The organism is Reyranella sp. (genome assembly GCF_017305915.1).
Lineage (GTDB): Bacteria > Pseudomonadota > Alphaproteobacteria > Reyranellales > Reyranellaceae > Reyranella.
The window spans coordinates 246,565-261,957 of record NZ_JAFKJN010000016.1; the positions used below are offsets into that span (position 1 = coordinate 246,565).

General features: G+C 67.6%; 14 protein-coding genes and 2 tRNA genes. 7 read left to right on the plus strand and 9 right to left on the minus strand.

Features of this window, described 5'->3' with window-relative positions; all coding sequences use genetic code 11:
* The first annotated feature begins 61 nt into the window (after window positions 1-61).
* The 4 genes from J0J01_RS15670 (at window position 62) to J0J01_RS15685 (ending at window position 3,199) form a co-directional block, all read left to right on the plus strand.
* On the plus strand, window positions 62-1,126 hold the full coding sequence (locus J0J01_RS15670; protein WP_296382140.1) for an Ldh family oxidoreductase: 1,065 nt from the start codon (window positions 62-64) through the stop codon (window positions 1,124-1,126).
* Window positions 1,127-1,360: 234 nt separating this feature from the next.
* Window positions 1,361-1,435 (plus strand) — tRNA-Phe (locus J0J01_RS15675).
* Window positions 1,436-1,442: 7 nt separating this feature from the next.
* Window positions 1,443-1,526, plus strand: a tRNA-His gene (locus tag J0J01_RS15680).
* Window positions 1,527-1,582: 56 nt separating this feature from the next.
* Window positions 1,583-3,199: an NAD(P)/FAD-dependent oxidoreductase gene (locus J0J01_RS15685; protein ID WP_296382142.1), complete on the plus strand. Its 1,617-nt coding sequence runs from the start codon at window positions 1,583-1,585 to the stop codon at window positions 3,197-3,199.
* Between the two features lies 1 nt (window position 3,200).
* Here the strand turns inward: J0J01_RS15685 and J0J01_RS15690 are convergent, their stop codons facing one another.
* The gene (locus tag J0J01_RS15690) at window positions 3,201-4,172 is read right to left on the minus strand and encodes a tripartite tricarboxylate transporter substrate-binding protein (RefSeq protein ID WP_296382144.1); all 972 of its coding nucleotides are present in this window, start codon (window positions 4,170-4,172) and stop codon (window positions 3,201-3,203) included.
* A gap of 46 nt (window positions 4,173-4,218) precedes the next feature.
* Between J0J01_RS15690 and J0J01_RS15695 the strand changes: the two genes are divergently transcribed.
* Complete coding sequence (locus J0J01_RS15695; protein ID WP_296382146.1) at window positions 4,219-5,067, plus strand: TauD/TfdA family dioxygenase; 849 nt, start codon at window positions 4,219-4,221, stop codon at window positions 5,065-5,067.
* A gap of 106 nt (window positions 5,068-5,173) precedes the next feature.
* Here the strand turns inward: J0J01_RS15695 and J0J01_RS15700 are convergent, their stop codons facing one another.
* The 3 genes from J0J01_RS15700 to J0J01_RS15710 are packed head-to-tail and all read right to left on the minus strand — an operon-like array spanning window position 5,174 to window position 7,874.
* The gene (locus J0J01_RS15700; RefSeq protein ID WP_296382148.1) at window positions 5,174-5,938 is read right to left on the minus strand and encodes a sulfite exporter TauE/SafE family protein; all 765 of its coding nucleotides are present in this window, start codon (window positions 5,936-5,938) and stop codon (window positions 5,174-5,176) included.
* Between the two features lie 5 nt (window positions 5,939-5,943).
* Window positions 5,944-6,723 carry an SDR family oxidoreductase gene (locus J0J01_RS15705; RefSeq protein ID WP_296382150.1) on the minus strand — a complete coding sequence of 260 codons (780 nt, stop codon included), beginning with the start codon at window positions 6,721-6,723 and terminating at the stop codon, window positions 5,944-5,946.
* Between the two features lie 2 nt (window positions 6,724-6,725).
* Entirely contained in the window at window positions 6,726-7,874 is a 1,149-nt protein-coding gene (locus J0J01_RS15710) for an iron-containing alcohol dehydrogenase (RefSeq protein ID WP_296382152.1), read from the minus strand.
* A 51-nt stretch (window positions 7,875-7,925) separates the two neighbouring features.
* Here J0J01_RS15710 and J0J01_RS15715 point away from each other — a divergent pair, with 51 nt between their 5' ends.
* A complete protein-coding gene (locus tag J0J01_RS15715) occupies window positions 7,926-8,405 on the plus strand; it encodes a GNAT family N-acetyltransferase (RefSeq protein WP_296382155.1) in 480 nt (159 codons plus the stop codon).
* Between the two features lie 15 nt (window positions 8,406-8,420).
* Entirely contained in the window at window positions 8,421-9,494 is a 1,074-nt protein-coding gene (locus J0J01_RS15720; protein ID WP_296382157.1) for a TauD/TfdA family dioxygenase, read from the plus strand.
* Between the two features lie 368 nt (window positions 9,495-9,862).
* Here J0J01_RS15720 and J0J01_RS15725 read toward each other — a convergent pair whose 3' ends face one another.
* From J0J01_RS15725 to J0J01_RS15745, 5 genes are all read right to left on the minus strand, one after another.
* Window positions 9,863-11,332, minus strand: coding sequence for a chitosanase (locus J0J01_RS15725; protein ID WP_296382159.1), 1,470 nt, complete (start codon window positions 11,330-11,332; stop codon window positions 9,863-9,865).
* Between the two features lie 133 nt (window positions 11,333-11,465).
* A complete protein-coding gene (locus tag J0J01_RS15730; protein WP_296382161.1) occupies window positions 11,466-12,458 on the minus strand; it encodes a retroviral-like aspartic protease family protein in 993 nt (330 codons plus the stop codon).
* A 56-nt stretch (window positions 12,459-12,514) separates the two neighbouring features.
* Window positions 12,515-13,498, minus strand: coding sequence for a branched-chain amino acid ABC transporter permease (locus tag J0J01_RS15735; RefSeq protein ID WP_296382163.1), 984 nt, complete (start codon window positions 13,496-13,498; stop codon window positions 12,515-12,517).
* Window positions 13,499-13,501: 3 nt separating this feature from the next.
* Window positions 13,502-14,476, minus strand: a complete 975-nt coding sequence (locus J0J01_RS15740) for a branched-chain amino acid ABC transporter permease (RefSeq protein ID WP_296382164.1) — start codon at window positions 14,474-14,476, stop codon at window positions 13,502-13,504.
* 100 nt (window positions 14,477-14,576) lie between these two features.
* Window positions 14,577-15,302, minus strand: a complete 726-nt coding sequence (locus J0J01_RS15745) for an ABC transporter ATP-binding protein (protein ID WP_296382167.1) — start codon at window positions 15,300-15,302, stop codon at window positions 14,577-14,579.
* Between the last annotated feature and the right edge of the window lie 91 nt (window positions 15,303-15,393).

Consider the following 15,393-nt stretch of genomic DNA (forward strand, 5'->3'; position numbering starts at 1 on the left):
TGCAGCCCATAGATCCCTCGCTGCGCCCGGGATGACAGCTTCCGCAAACCAGGAGTGAAGTATGCCCGCGTCCTACGAGACCCATCGCAAGCAGCTCGAGCTGATCCTGCAGGCCTGGGGCATGCCGGGACCGGTCGCGGCCAGCACCGCCGAGATCATGAGCTGGGCCGACCTGCACGGCATCGACACCCACGGCATCTCGATGGTGCCGCCCTACGACGAGCGCCGGCGCAACAACAAGATCGACATGCGCGCCGAGCCCAAGGTCGTGAAGGAGACGCCGGTCTCGGTGCTGATCGACGGCGGCGGCGGGCTCGGCCATCCCAACGCGCGGCGCGGCATGGAGCTCGCGATCGAGAAGGCGAAGAAGACCGGCATCGGCGTCGCCGCAGTGCGCAACTCCGGCCACTTCGGCGCCTGCGGCTTCTATGCGCTGATGGCGGTCGAGGCCGACCTGATCGGCATGACGACGACCTCGGCGAGCGGCATCCAGGTGGCGCCGACCAACGGCGCGCAGGCGCGGCTCGGCACCGATCCGATCGCCTTCGCCGCGCCGGGCAAGCCGGGCCAGCCGTTCCTGCTCGACATGGCGACCACGACGGTGGCCGCCGGCAAGATCCGCAACAAGGCCAACGAGAAGCTGCAGACGCCGCCGGGCTGGCTGGTCACCAGGGACGGCCAGCCCAGCACCGATCCGCTCGAGGTCAGCAAGGGCGGCTTCATGACGCCGCTCGGCGGCACGCCCGAGGGCAGCAGCCACAAGGGCTACGGCCTCGGCGCCATGGTCAACATCCTGAGCTCGGCCCTGTCGGGCGGCCTGATGGTGACCGACCCGACGCGCAACGCGAAGCCCGGCTCGATCGACATCGGCCACTTCTTCCTGGCGCTCGATCCCGGCCTGTTCCGCGACGTCGCCGACTTCAAGACCGACGTCGCGGCCTTCTGCGACACGCTGCGCGCCACCCGGCCGGCCGATCCGGCCAAGCCGGTGCAGGTCGCCGGCGATCCTGAGCGCCGGATCGCGGCGGCGCGGATGAAGACCGGCATTGCTGTCGGCCCCAACCTGCTGGAAAAGGTGCGGGAGATCGCGATCGCTTCGGGCGCGCCCTGGATCATCGGCAACTGATCTCTCGGTCCGCGGGCGTCCCCCCGCCGCTCAAGAGTCGGGGCACTACTGGAAGTGGCGCGCTCCGACGAATCGCACTTCTCGCTTGCAAGTTGCAAAGCGAGCCCCTATATCGCCGCCACCATGCGCCCGATCGCCCGATTTAGCCCCCGACATCGTCAGGCTGCCGGCTAGTTCCAGCCGGCGCGGCTTGTCGCCGCGCGTTCGCGAAAGACCCGGCAGCCCTTCGTTATCGCCAATGTAGCTCAGCGGTAGAGCGCCGCGTTGAAGACGCGGGCGTCGGTGGTTCGATTCCATCCCTTGGCACCAGATCCTGTTGGGCGTGGTGGAACGGTAGACACGTCGGTTTGTGGAACCGATGCCGCGAGGTTTATGGGTTCGACTCCCATCGCTCAACCCATCTCGATCCGCCGTCGGCGAGGCCGTACAATGGCCGCCACGGCACAGGAGGAATCCATGGCCCAGGCGATCGAACGCTCGGAGGTCATCGTCATCGGCGCCGGGCTCTCGGGCATGTACCAGCTCATCAAGCTGCGCGAGCTCGGCTTCAAGGTGCGCGTCTACGAGGCCGGCAACGGCGTCGGCGGCACCTGGTACTGGAACCGCTATCCCGGCGCGCGCTTCGATTCGGAGAGCTGGACCTACGGCTTCTCTTTCTCGTCCGAGGTGCTGGCCGAATGGGACTGGAAGGAGCACTTCTCCGGCCAGCCCGAGAACCTGCGCTACTGCGGCTTTCTCGCCGACAAGTTCGACCTGCGCCGCGACATCACCTTCGGCGTGCGCGCCAAGGCCGCGACCTGGGACGACGCGGCCAACGAATGGGAGGTCGCCTTCGACGACGGCCGCCGGGCGCGCGCCCGCTTCCTGGTCACCGCCATCGGCCCGCTGTCGTCGCCGACCATGCCCACCGACATCCCGGGCACCGGTGATTTCAAAGGCGAGTCCTGGCACACCGGCCTGTGGCCGCATCATCCGGTGAGCTTCGAGAACAAGCGGGTGGCGATCATCGGCACCGGTGCCTCGGGCGTGCAGGCGATCACCGAGATCGCCAAGACGGCCGGCCATCTCACGGTGTTCCAGCGCCAGCCCAACTGGTGCGCCCCCTTGCGCAACAGCCCGATCGACCAGGCGACGATGGCCGACATCCGCGCGCGCTACGACGAGATCTTCTCGCGCTGCCGCGACACCTGGGGCTGCTTCATCCATACCGTCGATCCGCGCAACGCGGGCGACGTCTCGGACGAGGAGCGCGAGGCGTTCTTCGAGACGCTCTACAACATGCCGGGCTTCGCCTTCTGGCAGGGCAACTTCCGCGATTCGCTGATGGACAAGCGCGCCAACGACTACATGACGGCGTTCATCGCGAAGAAAATCCGCGGCCGAGTGAAGGACCAGAAGATCGCCGACAAGCTGATCCCGACCAACCACGGCTTCGGCACCCGCCGCGTGCCGCTGGAGTCGGGCTACTACGAGGTGTTCAACCAGCCCAACGTCGAGCTGGTCGACCTGCGCGAGACGCCGATCGAGCGGGTCACGGCGACGGGCATCCGCACCGCCGGCCGCGAGCGGGCGTTCGACATGGTCATCTACGCGACCGGCTTCGACGCCATCACCGGCGCGTTCGACCGCATCGACATCACCGGCAAGGACGGCGCGAAGCTCCGGGAGAAATGGGCGGACGGGCCGCAGACCTATCTCGGCCTCAACGTCGCGGGTTTCCCCAACATGCTGACTCTGGTCGGGCCGCACAATGCGGCGACCTTCTGCAACCTGCCGCGCTGCATCGAGCAGAACGTCGAATGGGTGAGCGACCTGCTTGGCTGGATGCGTGACCATGGCAAGACGCGGATCGAGGCGACGGAAGACGCCGAGCGCGCCTGGACCGCGCATGTCTACGAGACCGGCGAGCGGTTGCTGCTGACCAAGGTCGATTCCTGGATGACCGGCGTGAACAAGAACGTGCCGGGCCGCCAGAAGCGCACCTTCATGGCCTACGCCGGCGGCGCGCCGAAGTACCGCCAGAAATGCGCCGAAATCGCCGGCAACGGCTACGAGGGCTTTGCGGTCGGCTGAGCTACTCGGCCTGGATGCCGGCCTTCTCGATCAGCGGCGTCCACAGCGCGATCTGCGAGGCGAGCTTCGCCTTCAGCGCCTCCGGCGTCGCCTGGTCGAGCGGCAGCAGGAAGGTCTCGATGCTGGCGAGCTTCTCGGCCACCGCCCTGTCCTGAACGATCTCGCGCAGCGCCTTGTTGAGCGTCGCGATCACCGGCTGCGGCGTGCCGAGCGGCGCATAGACGCCGAACCAGACGCCGATGGCGAGGCTCGGCACGCCGAGCTCGTTCGCGGTCGGGACGTCGGGCAGCGACTTCATGCGCTCCGGCGCGGTCAGCAGATAGGCGCGCAGGTCGCCGTTGCGGATCTGCGCCGAGGTCGTGGTCGGCAGGTCGCAGATCGCGTCGACCTGACCCGAGCGCACGTCGATCACCGCGGGACCTGCGCCCTTGTACTGCACGACGGTGATCGGCACGCCCAGCGCCTCCTGGAAGATCATGGCGCAGAGATGCGTCGAGCTGCCCATGCCCGACGAGGCCATGGTGAACTTGTCCTTCTTCTCTTTGGCGTAGGCGACCAGCTCGGCATAGGTCTTGGGACCGAATTCCTTGCGCGCCATGATCATCATCGGCGCCTCGGCGAACAGGCCGATGAACTCGTACGACGCAAGAGGATCGAAGTTCAGCTTCTTGTAGAGCGCCGGCACCGTCGACAAGCCGACATGGTTGAGCAGCAATGTGTAGCCGTCGGGCTTGGCCTTGGCGACCTGCTGGGAGCCGACGACGCTGCCCGCGCCGGGGATATTCTGGACGATCACTGTCTGGTTGAGCCGCGTGTGCAGCCCTTCGGCCAGCACGCGGCCGAGGAAATCGCTGCCGCCGCCCGGGGCGTAGGGCACGACCAGCGTGATCGGCTTGCCGGGATAGGCGTCCTGCGCCGCGGCCGGCAGGGCGGCGAACAGGGCTGCAAAAAACAAAGCCGCGATGCGGTGCATCGTTCCTCCCGGTCGTTTTCGTCCGGGAAGATGCTAAGCTTCGCTCATGAAGATCGACAAGCCCGACCCTCGCATCGGCGCGATCGTCACCGACGTCGATGTGCGCTTGCTCAGCGACTCCGACTGGAACGCGCTCTACAACGCCTGGCTCGAGGGCATCGTGCTGGTGGTGCGTAGCCAGACGCTCACCATCCCGGAGTTCCTCGCCTACTCGTCCCGCTTCGGTCGGCTGAAGCCGCATCGCGTCCGACGCACGCGCCACGCCGAGTATCCCGATCTCACGGTGATGGGCATCGGCACCAAGAAGGCCGACGGCAAGGTCGACAAGGCGATCTACGATCGCGGCGGCGGCTGGCATACCGATTCGCCGTGGGACCAGGACATCTGCAAGGGCACGCAGCTCTACGGCATCGCCATCCCGTCGTACGGCGGCGACACGCTGTTCGCCAGCATGTACGACGCCTACGCGACGCTGCCCGAGGCGCTGAAGCAGCGCATCCGGGGGCTGAAGGCCGAGCACGTCTATGGCGGCCGTGGCCGGCGCGGCAACGAGCTGCTCGATCCCGAGGACCGCAACCGGCCACCCGCGGTGCATCCGATCGTGCGCGTGCACGAGGAGACCGGCCGCACCTCGCTTTACGCCAACCCCTATCACATCACCCGCATCCAGGGCCTCGGCGATGCCGAGAGCGAGGCGCTGATCGGCGAGCTCACCGACCACATGATCAGGACGACGGCGCAGTACCGGCACAAGTGGCAGGTCGGCGACATCGTGATCTGGGACAACCGCTGCGCGCTGCATTCGGCGACCGGCGGCTATCCGATCGAGGAGCAGCGCATCCACTGGCGCGTCACCATCATGCAGGACGCCGCCCGGCAACAGCGGGCGGCATGAAGCGCCTCGCCCTCCTGCTCGGCCTGCAAGCCGGTCGGCTTCGACACGATTCTGGCGCGGCGGCTGACCGTCACGGGCCACGTCCCTTCGGTTGCCTCGAGCAAAGTCAGATGACGAGGACATTGCGCAGCAGCCCGAACAGGCCGGTCGCCAGCAGGATCGCCAGGGCGACGTTGCGGTAGAGCCGCTCGCTGGCCAGCCCGTGGAACAGCCGGCCGCCCAGCCAGGCGCCCAGCACCATGACCGGAAAGAGGACGACCGCCCGGGCCAGCGCATCCCAGCCGGCCACGCCGGTCGCCAGCACGATGGCGATCAGCAGGAACTGGGTCAGGAAGTAATAGGTGACGATGTTGGCGCGGTTGACCGCCGGCGGATCGTTGCCCGATAGCAGGTAGAGCAGCACCGGCGGCCCGCCGACGCTGGTGGTCGCCATCATCGCCCCCGAGGCCGCGCCGACCGCCGCCGAGGCCACCGCCGAGCGCCGGCCCCGGTAGCGCCAGCCGCTCCACATCAAAAGCACGAAAGCCACGATGATCGCCGACACGCCCGTCACGATGGTGCCCTTATCGACGCTGGCCAGCGCCCACACGCCGAGCGGCATCGCGGCACAGGCGGCGATGCTCATCGGCGTCAGCGTCTGCCAGTCGGCATGGCGTCGCACCTGTGGGAAGAGCTGCAGCGACACGATCAGCTCGATCGCCACCACCGTCACCACCATTTCGGCCGAGCCGAACAGGATGGCGAAGATCGGCGCCATCAGCATGGCCGAGCCGAAACCCGCAAAGCCGCGCATCAGCCCGGCCACCAGGGTGACGCCGATTGCCGTCCACAGACCGACGTCGGCGAACAGGTGCAAAAAGTACGCGATCACAAAACTCAGGAGCGCGGACGCTGCCCCTCCCCCGTCTTGTCGCGCAGCCGGCGCATGCCGCGCAGCCAGCGGTCGCGATCGAGCTTGCGCGCCATGTACTCCTTCACCTCCGGATGCGGCAGGATCAGGAAGGTCTCGGCGTCCATCGCCTCGATCACGACCTGCGCGACCGCATCGGTGTTGAGCACGCCGTCGACCGAGGCGGCGGTCGCGCCGGCCATGCGCAGCATGTTGGTGTCGACCGCTTGTGGGCAGAGGACCGACACGGCGATGCCCTTGTCGCCGTACTGGATCGACAGATGCTCGGCCAGCGCCACGCCGGCATGCTTGGTGACGCCATACGGCGCCGAGCCCATCGAGGCGAGCAGGCCCGCGGCGCTCGCGGTGTTGATCAGATAGCCCGACTTGCGCGCCAGCATGCCGGGCACCAGCGCGCGGGCGGCGTAGACATGCGCCATGACGTGGATCGCCCAGCTGTCGGCCCAGTCCTTGTCGGTCGCATCCTCGTGGCCGCCGCGGCCGATACCGGCATTGGAGAAGAAGACGTCGACCGGCCCGTAATGCCGCTCGGCCTCGGCGATCAGATGGCGGACCTGCGCTTCCTGGGCGACGTCGCAGGTCACCGCGAGGCCCTTGATGTCGTTGGCGACGTTCTGGAGCCGACCGGCATCCATGTCCGCCACGACCACGCCCTTGGCGCCTTCCTTGGCGTAGCGGCGGGCGACCGCCTCGCCGATGCCGCCGGCGGCGCCGGTGACGATGCAGACCTTGTCCTTGACCTTCATGGTTAGCCCCAGCTCTGTTCGATGAGTTCGATGTACTGCGCCTTTGTCGGCTGGCGCGGCGTCGAGAGATGGCAGTGATCGCCCAGCGCACCGTCGGCGATCGCCTCGGCCGTCTCCTGCTTGAGGCCCATCGCGCCCAGCCCCTTCGGGATGCCGAGCCGCTCGTTCAGCGCGGCGACGGCATTGGCGACGCCCGCGGCATTCGCCTCGCGCTCAGGCAGGCCCATCAGTGAAGCGACGCGCTTGTACTTCTCGCCGACCGCTGGCTCGTTGAAGCGCAGCACCGCCGGCAGGTAGACCGCGTTCAGCGTGCCGTGATGCAGGCGATAGCCCTTGAGCCCGCCGGTCGGATGGCTGAGCGCATGTACCGCACCGAGGCCCTTCTGGAACACCATGGCGCCTTCCATCGCCGCCATCGCCATGTTGTAGCGCGCCTCGCGATCGGAGCCGTCGCGCGTGGCGCGCTCGACGTATTTCCAGGCCTTCTCCAGGCCATCGAGCGCGATGCCGTCGGCCGGCGGGTTGTAGGCGTTCGCCAGGAAGCACTCGATGTTGTGGGTGAAGGCATCCATGCCCGTGCCGGCGGTGAGATGAGGCGGCAGGCTCAGGGTCAGCTCGGGATCGATCAGCGCGAGCTTCGGAATGAGATGCGGGCTGCCGATCGCAAGCTTGCGGCCCGAATCCATGATGATGACGCCGCCGCGACTGACCTCGCTGCCGGTACCGGACGTCGTGGGAATGGCCACGATCGGCGCCACCTTGGCGGTGATCTTGGCGGCGCCGCCTTCGATCATCGCGTAGGGCTGCAGCGACTCGCCGGGATGCGTCGCCATCAGCGCCACCCCCTTGGCGAGATCCATCGGCGAGCCGCCGCCGATGGCGACGATGCCGTCGCAGCCCTCCGCCTTGTACATCGCGAGCGCGTCGCGCATCGCGGCTTCCGTCGGGTTCTCCGGCGTACCGTCGTAGATCGCGAGCGGCATGTTGCCCGGCAGGTGCTCCTTCACCCTGGCCCACAGGCCGGCGGCGATCACGCCCTTGTCGGTGACGATCAGCGGCCGGCGCATGCCGAGCAGTTGCAACTCCGCCTCGAGCAGCTTCAGCGCGCCGAAGTCGAACTGGATGCGGGTGAGATAGGTGATCAGAGCCATGGAATCGCTTTCTTCCTCGCCTTTTCGTTCAGCGTACGCGAGAAGAAGGGCATGAGCGACACTCTTGTCCTGCGCGCCGGGACGCTCGCCGATGCATCGACCATCGCGGCGACGATCGCCGCCGCCTTCGAGCAGTATCGCGGCAAGCTCGTCCCTGAGTCGGGCGCGTTCGGCGAGACCGCCGACAACATCGCCGGCCAACTCCGGAGCGGCGCCGGCGCCATCGTCGCGGAGCGGAACGGTCGCCTGCTCGCCTGCGTCATGACCGAGACCCAGGAGGGCGACCTCTATTTCGGCCGCCTCGCCGTGCTGCCCGAGGCGCGCGGCCTGGGCCTCGCCCGCCGACTGATCGACGCCGTCGAGGCCGAGGCGCGTCGGCGCGGCATGCCTGGCGTGCGCCTGGGCGTGCGGGTCGTACTCACTGAAAATCAACGGCTTTTCGGCTCGCTCGGCTATGTCGAGACGTCGCGCGAGCCGCATCCGGGGTTCGACTACCCGACCTCGATCAATATGCGCAAAGCGCTGGAATGAGGTAAAAACCGCTCCATGACGACACGCACGCCGCTCACCGGTCCCTGCGTCTGGCAGGGCAAGGACATCAAGAACTCCAAGCGCTGGATCCGCCAGCTCTCGCCGGCGCACGTCGCCGAGCTCGAGACGGCACTCGCCGCCGTGAAAGGCAAGCCGTGGGAGCAGATCCGCCGCGAGGACTTCCCGCTCACCGCGCTCGACGACCTGCTCGCCGACATCCGTGACGAGCTGGAGAACGGCTGCGGGATCATGAAGCTCAAGGGCTTCCCAGTCGAAAACCATTCCGAGGACGACCTGCGCCGCCTGTACTGGGGCCTCGGCACCCATCTCGGCACGCCGGTGTTCCAGAACCGCAGCGGCGAGCTGATGCGCGCCATCCGCGACGAAGGCGCCCATGTCGGCCGCACCTACGGCCAGACCAAGGATGCCAGCGGCAGCACCTTCCTCTCCTCCTACGCGCGCACGCTGACCAACGGTGGCCTGCGCTTCCACACCGACCGCACCGATGTCGTCGGCCTGCTCTGCGTGCGCCAGGCGATGAAGGGCGGCGTCAGCACGCTCGCCAGCACGCCGGCGATCCACAACGCGATCCTGGCCAAGCGGCCCGACCTGCTCGACGCGCTGTTCACCGACTACTGGCGCAGCCGCTTCGGCGAGGAAGGCACCGGCAAGGACGGCAGCAGCACGACCAGCGCCACCGCCTACCCGCTGCCGATCTTCGGCGTGCAGGATGGCAAGTTCACCTCGCACTATTCGCTGACCTTCATCGAGGCGGCGCAGATGGCGACCGACATCCCCAAGCTGACGGCGGCCCAGAAGGAAGCCATCGACGTGCTGATGGCGACGGCGCAGGAGCTGTGCTTCGAGATGACGCTCGAGCCCGGCGACCTGCAACTGATCAACAGCCACGTCACCTATCACGGCCGCACGCCGTTCGAGGACGATGCCGACAGCGGTCACGACCGGCTGCTGCTCAGGCTGTGGCTGTCGATGCCCAACAATCGCCCGCTGCCCGCCGGCCACGAGGTGCTGTGGCGCAGCATCGCGGCCGGCAAGGTGCGCGGCGGCATCGCGCAACTGGCGATCTGACGGCAATCGGATTTTATCGGCGGTAGACGGACCGTTTCCGGTCCGTTTATCGCCGTTTTTCCCGTTTGTTTCCGAATCTGCGAAAACGGCGCCGGCCACGCGGCCGGCCTAAACACCAACATCAGCACGCTCCTGCAGACGAAGTCGCTGGCAGGATAGGCGCCTCCCTTCCGAATCCCTATTATGGGCAATGGACGCGCGAAAAAGCCGCCATTCATCGCGTCGAAAACACGTTCCATTGCCCATAATGATCGCGCCGAGACCGCGCACGCTATGGCGCTCAGGCGTCATCGACGCGATTCGCCCGGAATCACGTCGTCGGCACACGCCGGATTTTCTTCATCGACAAAAATAAATGAGCGCCATGCTCACACCGGACGCGGCCAGGCGGCGTGTATGTGGTTGTCGTGGCCGGGGAAGCCCGGGCCGAGGACCTCGGTGGCGCCGAGCGCGCGGCAGCGTGCCATGAAGGCCGGTACGTCGGGGTGGCCGGGGCTGACATGGCGGCCGTTGATGATGTTGAAGTCGGCCGTGACGCCGGCGTAATGGCGCGAGTTCGCGCTGTGCGAGCCGCCGCAGAACTCCGAGACCGCGAAGGTGTACTGCTGGGCGAGCGCCACCACGCCGCCCAGCATGCGGATGTCCAGGGAGACTGTTCCCCCGGGAGCTCCCTGGTAGGAGCTGCGACTTGCCGGCCGGCCGGCCGCGGTATCCACGATGTTCTGTCGAGCCGTCGCCTGGTCGGGGATGCCCGAGGCATGCGCCGTCGCCAGGCTGATGCCCGTATCCGCCAGGATCTGCTGGGCCAGCGACACTGCCGAGCTGGCCGCCGCGTCGACCATCACGCCGGCGGCAGCGGCGCTCGCGGATCCGCTACCGCCTTCGCACCAGATCTCACCGGCCGCTTCATCGCCCAGGTAGGGAATCTCGCTGCCGATCTCCGGCGCCTCTGCGACTGCGGCCACAGCCGCAATGGCACCATGGCCGATCCCGCCATCGTCGACCGGCGTGCCGTTGGCCATGATCGGCACCAGGGCAAGGTCCCAGTTGCCGCGGCCGATCTCGCGCAACAGATCGGCCGTGCGGTAGGCGCTGGCACGCACCGGCGGATTGCTGTGGGTCAGCAGCCAGTTGTGCCGGGTCTCGGTGTATTGGCTGATCCAGACCTGCTCGTTGCCGCCGCGCGCCGGCGGGGACTCGCGAAAGCGCGTGCGCAGGAAATCGAGGATGCCGCCCGAATGGATGAAGCTGTCGTAGATCACGAGCGCCGAGAGCGCGCGCGTGAAGCCGTTGGTGCCGGCCCAGCGCATCGCCGGATTGAAGTAGCGGTCGGCGAAGAACGCGTCCTGCACGCTCTCCATGACCGGGTCCTCGTTGCCGGCGCGCCGCAGCAGGTCCTTGAAGGTCGCATTGTCGACCAGGGCGGTACGGCCGATCAGCGGCACGAACGGCCGCAGTTGGTCGGAGAAGGTGCCGCCGGCGCCGGCATAGCGGCTGACCAGCTCGCGCAGGTTGCCGTACTCCGTGGTCTGCGAGCGGCCATAGGTGATCTGGCGGATATTGTGGGGGCCGTCGCCGAAGATGGCGATGGCGCCGTAGCGGCCCCGCACCGAGCCCGTCTCGAAGACGTTGATCACCCGCTCGCAGATGGCGCGCTGGCTCGGCGTCAGCACCAGCATGGCTGCGGCCGCCACGCCGGCGCCGGCGGCGGTCGCGGACTGACCCGACATTGCGGCCACTTCCGCAAGATGCGCTGCGACAGTGTTCACGGTCTGCGCTGCATCGGTCAGGCGACGCAGCATCTCAGGCGAAACCGATTGGCTGGACTGGTCGAACATCTTCCTGTCCTCCTAAGGCGCCAGCCACACCATTGGTTTGGAGCTTCCTCCCGTTCCCCTAATGTCCAGAGAGTAACTACTTATCCCTACAACTATCAAGATATTGTGGCGATCTCGCGACAGCCATAGCGGCTCAGCGCGCCACCATCTCCTTTTCCTTCAGCAGCAGCAGCTGGCGTTCGTTGTCGATCGACCAGGAGGCGAAGCGCTGCAGGAAGCTCTGGCCCAGCAACGGCGTGGCCTTGGCCGGCGCGACGCTGGCATGGATGTTGGTCAGCACCCGATTGCTGACCGACAGGCTGCGCAGGGTGAAGGTCCGCGCCTTGACGATCGAACCGTCGGCGATCTTGACCATCTGCGTGCCGGTGAAGTCGGCATCGCTGAACTTGCCGGCCTTGCGCAGGTCCTGCAGGACGTTCTCGGGGATCACCACATCGCTGGCGCCGCTGTCGACCACGAAATTGGCCGAAGCCGAATCGTTCAGGATCGCCGGCACCAGCAGCACGCCCGACTGGCGGCGGAGCGTCACGGTCAGCGTGGTGATCGCCGCCGTCGCCGCCTGCGGCGCGGCGGACGCCACCGGCTGCTCGCCCAGGCGCTCCAGCCCCTTCTGCGCCGCAGTGTTGCCCTTTGCCGCCGCCAGCCGGTAGAGGCGCACCGCCTCACCGCGGTTCTTGCTGACGCCGGCGCCGGTCTCGTAGCAGATGCCGAGCAGCAGCTGGCCGGTGGGATCGCCCTTGTCGGCGGCGATCCGGGCCAGCCGTGACGCCTCGGCATGGTTGGTCGGCGTGCCATCGCCGCTGAGATAGCGCGCGGCAAGATTGACCTGCGCCTGGGTGACGTCGCCCTCGGCCGCGAGCTTGTAGAGGCGGATGCAGTCCTCGGCATTCTTCGGCACGCCGAGTCCGTTGCAGACCTGCATGGCGAGCCGCGACTGCGCCTCATGATGCCCCTGGTCGGCGGCCAGTTTGAAGTAGTGCGCCGCTTCGGCCAGCTCCCTGCCGTCGGCGTAGAGGATGCCGATGCGGTACTGGGCGGCGGCGTCGCCCGCAGCGGCATCGGGCTTCAGGCGCTCGATTTCGGCGGCGTGGTCGATCGCCCCTACGGGCGTGGCGACCAGTAGCATTACGAGACTCAGCCAAGACCTGAACAAACGCATCGCCCTCCGCTACGAGGACGACACTACCGGCGGCGCAATCGACCGACAATCCCCGTCGGGAAGAAATACACGCAGAGGATGAACGCGACGCCGAGCCACAACAGCCAGCGGTCGCCAACCAGCGCCTGCAGGTAGTTCTGCGCCAGCACCAGCAGCACGGCGCCGATCACCGCGCCGTACATCGTGCCCATGCCGCCGATCACCACCATCAGCAGGATGTCGACCATGATGTCGAAACTGAGCGTGGTGTCGGGATTGGTCTGGCTCGACCACAGCGCCAGCAGCGCGCCCGCCAGCGCCGCCGTCGCCGCGGCGATGCAGCTTGCCAGCGTGCGGTAGACGACGGTGCGATAGCCGATCGCCTCGGCACGGAACGGGTTCTCGCGGATCGCCATCAGCACGGAGCCGAACGGCGAGTTGACCATGCGCAGCAGGACCAGGACGAGCGCGAGCGATACAAGGAATACAAGGTAGTAGTCGAGGATGCGGCCGGTGATGCCCTCGAACGGCCGGAACGAGGCGCGCAGCGCCATCGGCAGGCGGTAATTCAGCCCATCCTCGCCGCCGGTGATGTCGGAGAGCTGCGACGCCAGGATCAGCACGGCGCTGGCCACCGCCAACGTGATCATGGCGAAGAAGATGGTGCGCAGCCGCAGGCTGAACAGGCCGATCAGCACGGCCAGCACCACGGCGACCGCGAGGCCGCCCAGCACGCCGAGCGCCACCGAGTCCCACCCTGCCCCCAGCCGGGTCAGCGCGATCGCCACGCCATAGGCGCCGATGCCGAAGAACATGGTGTGGGCGAACGAGACGATGCCGGTGTAGCCCAGCAGCAGGTCGAAGCTCGCCGCCAGCACGATGAAGACGCAGATCTTGGCCGCGACGTTCAACGACTTGGCGCCGGGGAACAGGAAGGGTGCCGCGGCGAGGCCGACCAGGATGACGAGCAGCACGACCGCCAGCCAGCGGCTGCGCGGCAGGTCGTCGGAGAGGAGCGCGCGCAGCATCGGCTACCTCTTGGCCACGGGATAGAGGCCCTGCGGCCGCCACAGCAGGATCAGCGCCATCAGCAGGATGTTGGAGCCGAGCGCCACCTTGGGCGCCAGGAAGCCGATGTAATTGGCAGTGAGCCCGACCAGCAGGGCGCCGACGAAGCAGCCGCCGACCGAGCCCAGCCCGCCGATGATGATGACGATGAACACCAGCACGATGACCTGGCCGCCGATCGCCGCCGTCACCGTCTCCTGGTAGAGGCCCCACATCGCGCCGCCCAGCCCCGCCAGCGCCGAGCCGACCGCGAACACGCCGACGAACAGGCGGCGGATGCGATAGCCCAGCGCCTCGACCATCTCGCCGTTCTCGACACCGGCGCGGATCAGCAGGCCGATGCGGGTCCGGTTGAGGGTCAGCGCCAGCGCCGCGAACACGATCAGGCCGACGATCACGGCCAGCAGCCGGTACTTCTCGATCGCGATGTCGCCGAACAGCAGGGCGCCGCGCAGCGCGGTCGGCCGCGCCAGCGTGATCTGGTCGGGGCCCCACACCACCTTCAGGAGCTGCTCGGCGACGATCAAACCGCCGGTGGTCACCAGGATCTGCCTGAGATGCTGGCCGTAGACCGGCCGCACGATCACCCGCTCGAAGGCGAGGCCGAGGCCGCCGCTCACCGCCATCGCCGCCAGGATGGCCGGCAGGAAGGCCGCCAGATTGAGCCACAGCGAATCGGCCTGCATCCAGGGGCCGAGCGCCAGCATGACCGTCGCCGCCACGAAGGCGCCGACGGCGATGAAGGCGCCATGGCCGAAGTTCAGCACGTCCATCAGGCCGAAGGTCAGCGTGAGCCCCGAGGCCATGACGAAGATCATCATCCCCATCGCGAGGCCCGCGACGGTGAGCGTCACCCACGAGGCCGGCGACCCGACCAGCGGCAACGCCGCCGCGGCGAGCACGGGTATGAGCAGCAGCGGAATCCAGTCGCGCTTCATCTCACCGTCGTCCCGAGCGAAGCCGAGGGACCTATTTTTTTGTGGCAGGTGAAGAAAGGTCCCTCGACTTCGCTTCGCTCCGCTCGGGACGACGGAAATGTCATTGATGCTCCCCCATGCCCAACCCGAGCAGGTGCTGCTGCAACCCGGCGTCGGCGGCGAAGGCAGCCATGGTGCCGGTATGCGCGACCTTGCCGTCGTCCATCACCGCCACCTGGTCGCCGAGCTGGCGGGCGAAGGTAAAATTCTGCTCGACCACCAGCAGCGTCGACTCGCCGTCCTTCAGCTCGCGGAAGGCGGCGATCATGTTGGCGATGATGGCCGGCGCCAGGCCCTTGGTCGGCTCGTCGATCAACAGGAGTCGGCGCGGCTCGATAATCGCGCGCGCCACCGCCAGCATCTGCTTCTGGCCGCCGGACAGGTTGCCGGCCGGCAGGTTCCAGAAGCGCTTCAGCGCCTCGAAGCGGGCGAAGATCCAGTCCAGCCGCTTTGGATCGGGCGGGCCCGAGCGCGCGGCGAGGATCAGGTTCTCCTGCACCGTCAGGTCGGCAAAGATCGCCATGCTCTCGGGCACGTAGGCGATGCCGAGCCGCGCGATGTCGGGCGTCGCCATCCTGGCGATGTCGCGTCCGGCGAAGCGGATCTCGCCTTCGGCGGCGCGCCACAGCCCCATGATGGTGCGCAAGGTCGTGGTCTTCCCCGCCCCGTTGCGGCCCAGCAGCATGGTCAGCCCGCCCTCGGCCACGTCGAACTCGACGCCGTGCAGGATGTGGTAGCGGCCGATGTTGGTCTTGACGCCGCGCAGCGAGAGCAGAGGCTCAGGCATGGCTCAGCCTTCCTCCCCATTCAGATGGGGAGGTGTCCGCGAAGCGGACGGAGGGGTCAGAAGCAACCGGACGGGCTCATGACCCCTCCGT

Excerpts from the sequence above, each read along its gene's own strand:
- J0J01_RS15715 (WP_296382155.1), top strand. The coding sequence starts at position 7,926 with ATGAGCGACACTCTTGTCCTGCGCGCCGGGACGCTCGCCGATGCATCG.
- J0J01_RS15710 (WP_296382152.1), bottom strand. The coding sequence starts at position 7,874 with ATGGCTCTGATCACCTATCTCACCCGCATCCAGTTCGACTTCGGCGCG.
- J0J01_RS15740 (WP_296382164.1), bottom strand. The coding sequence starts at position 14,476 with ATGAAGCGCGACTGGATTCCGCTGCTGCTCATACCCGTGCTCGCCGCG.
- J0J01_RS15690 (WP_296382144.1), bottom strand. The coding sequence starts at position 4,172 with ATGCACCGCATCGCGGCTTTGTTTTTTGCAGCCCTGTTCGCCGCCCTG.
- J0J01_RS15695 (WP_296382146.1), top strand. The coding sequence starts at position 4,219 with ATGAAGATCGACAAGCCCGACCCTCGCATCGGCGCGATCGTCACCGAC.
- J0J01_RS15720 (WP_296382157.1), top strand. The coding sequence starts at position 8,421 with ATGACGACACGCACGCCGCTCACCGGTCCCTGCGTCTGGCAGGGCAAG.
- J0J01_RS15725 (WP_296382159.1), bottom strand. The coding sequence starts at position 11,332 with ATGTTCGACCAGTCCAGCCAATCGGTTTCGCCTGAGATGCTGCGTCGC.
- J0J01_RS15670 (WP_296382140.1), top strand. The coding sequence starts at position 62 with ATGCCCGCGTCCTACGAGACCCATCGCAAGCAGCTCGAGCTGATCCTG.
- J0J01_RS15735 (WP_296382163.1), bottom strand. The coding sequence starts at position 13,498 with ATGCTGCGCGCGCTCCTCTCCGACGACCTGCCGCGCAGCCGCTGGCTG.
- J0J01_RS15730 (WP_296382161.1), bottom strand. The coding sequence starts at position 12,458 with ATGCTACTGGTCGCCACGCCCGTAGGGGCGATCGACCACGCCGCCGAA.
- J0J01_RS15705 (WP_296382150.1), bottom strand. The coding sequence starts at position 6,723 with ATGAAGGTCAAGGACAAGGTCTGCATCGTCACCGGCGCCGCCGGCGGC.
- J0J01_RS15745 (WP_296382167.1), bottom strand. The coding sequence starts at position 15,302 with ATGCCTGAGCCTCTGCTCTCGCTGCGCGGCGTCAAGACCAACATCGGC.
- J0J01_RS15685 (WP_296382142.1), top strand. The coding sequence starts at position 1,583 with ATGGCCCAGGCGATCGAACGCTCGGAGGTCATCGTCATCGGCGCCGGG.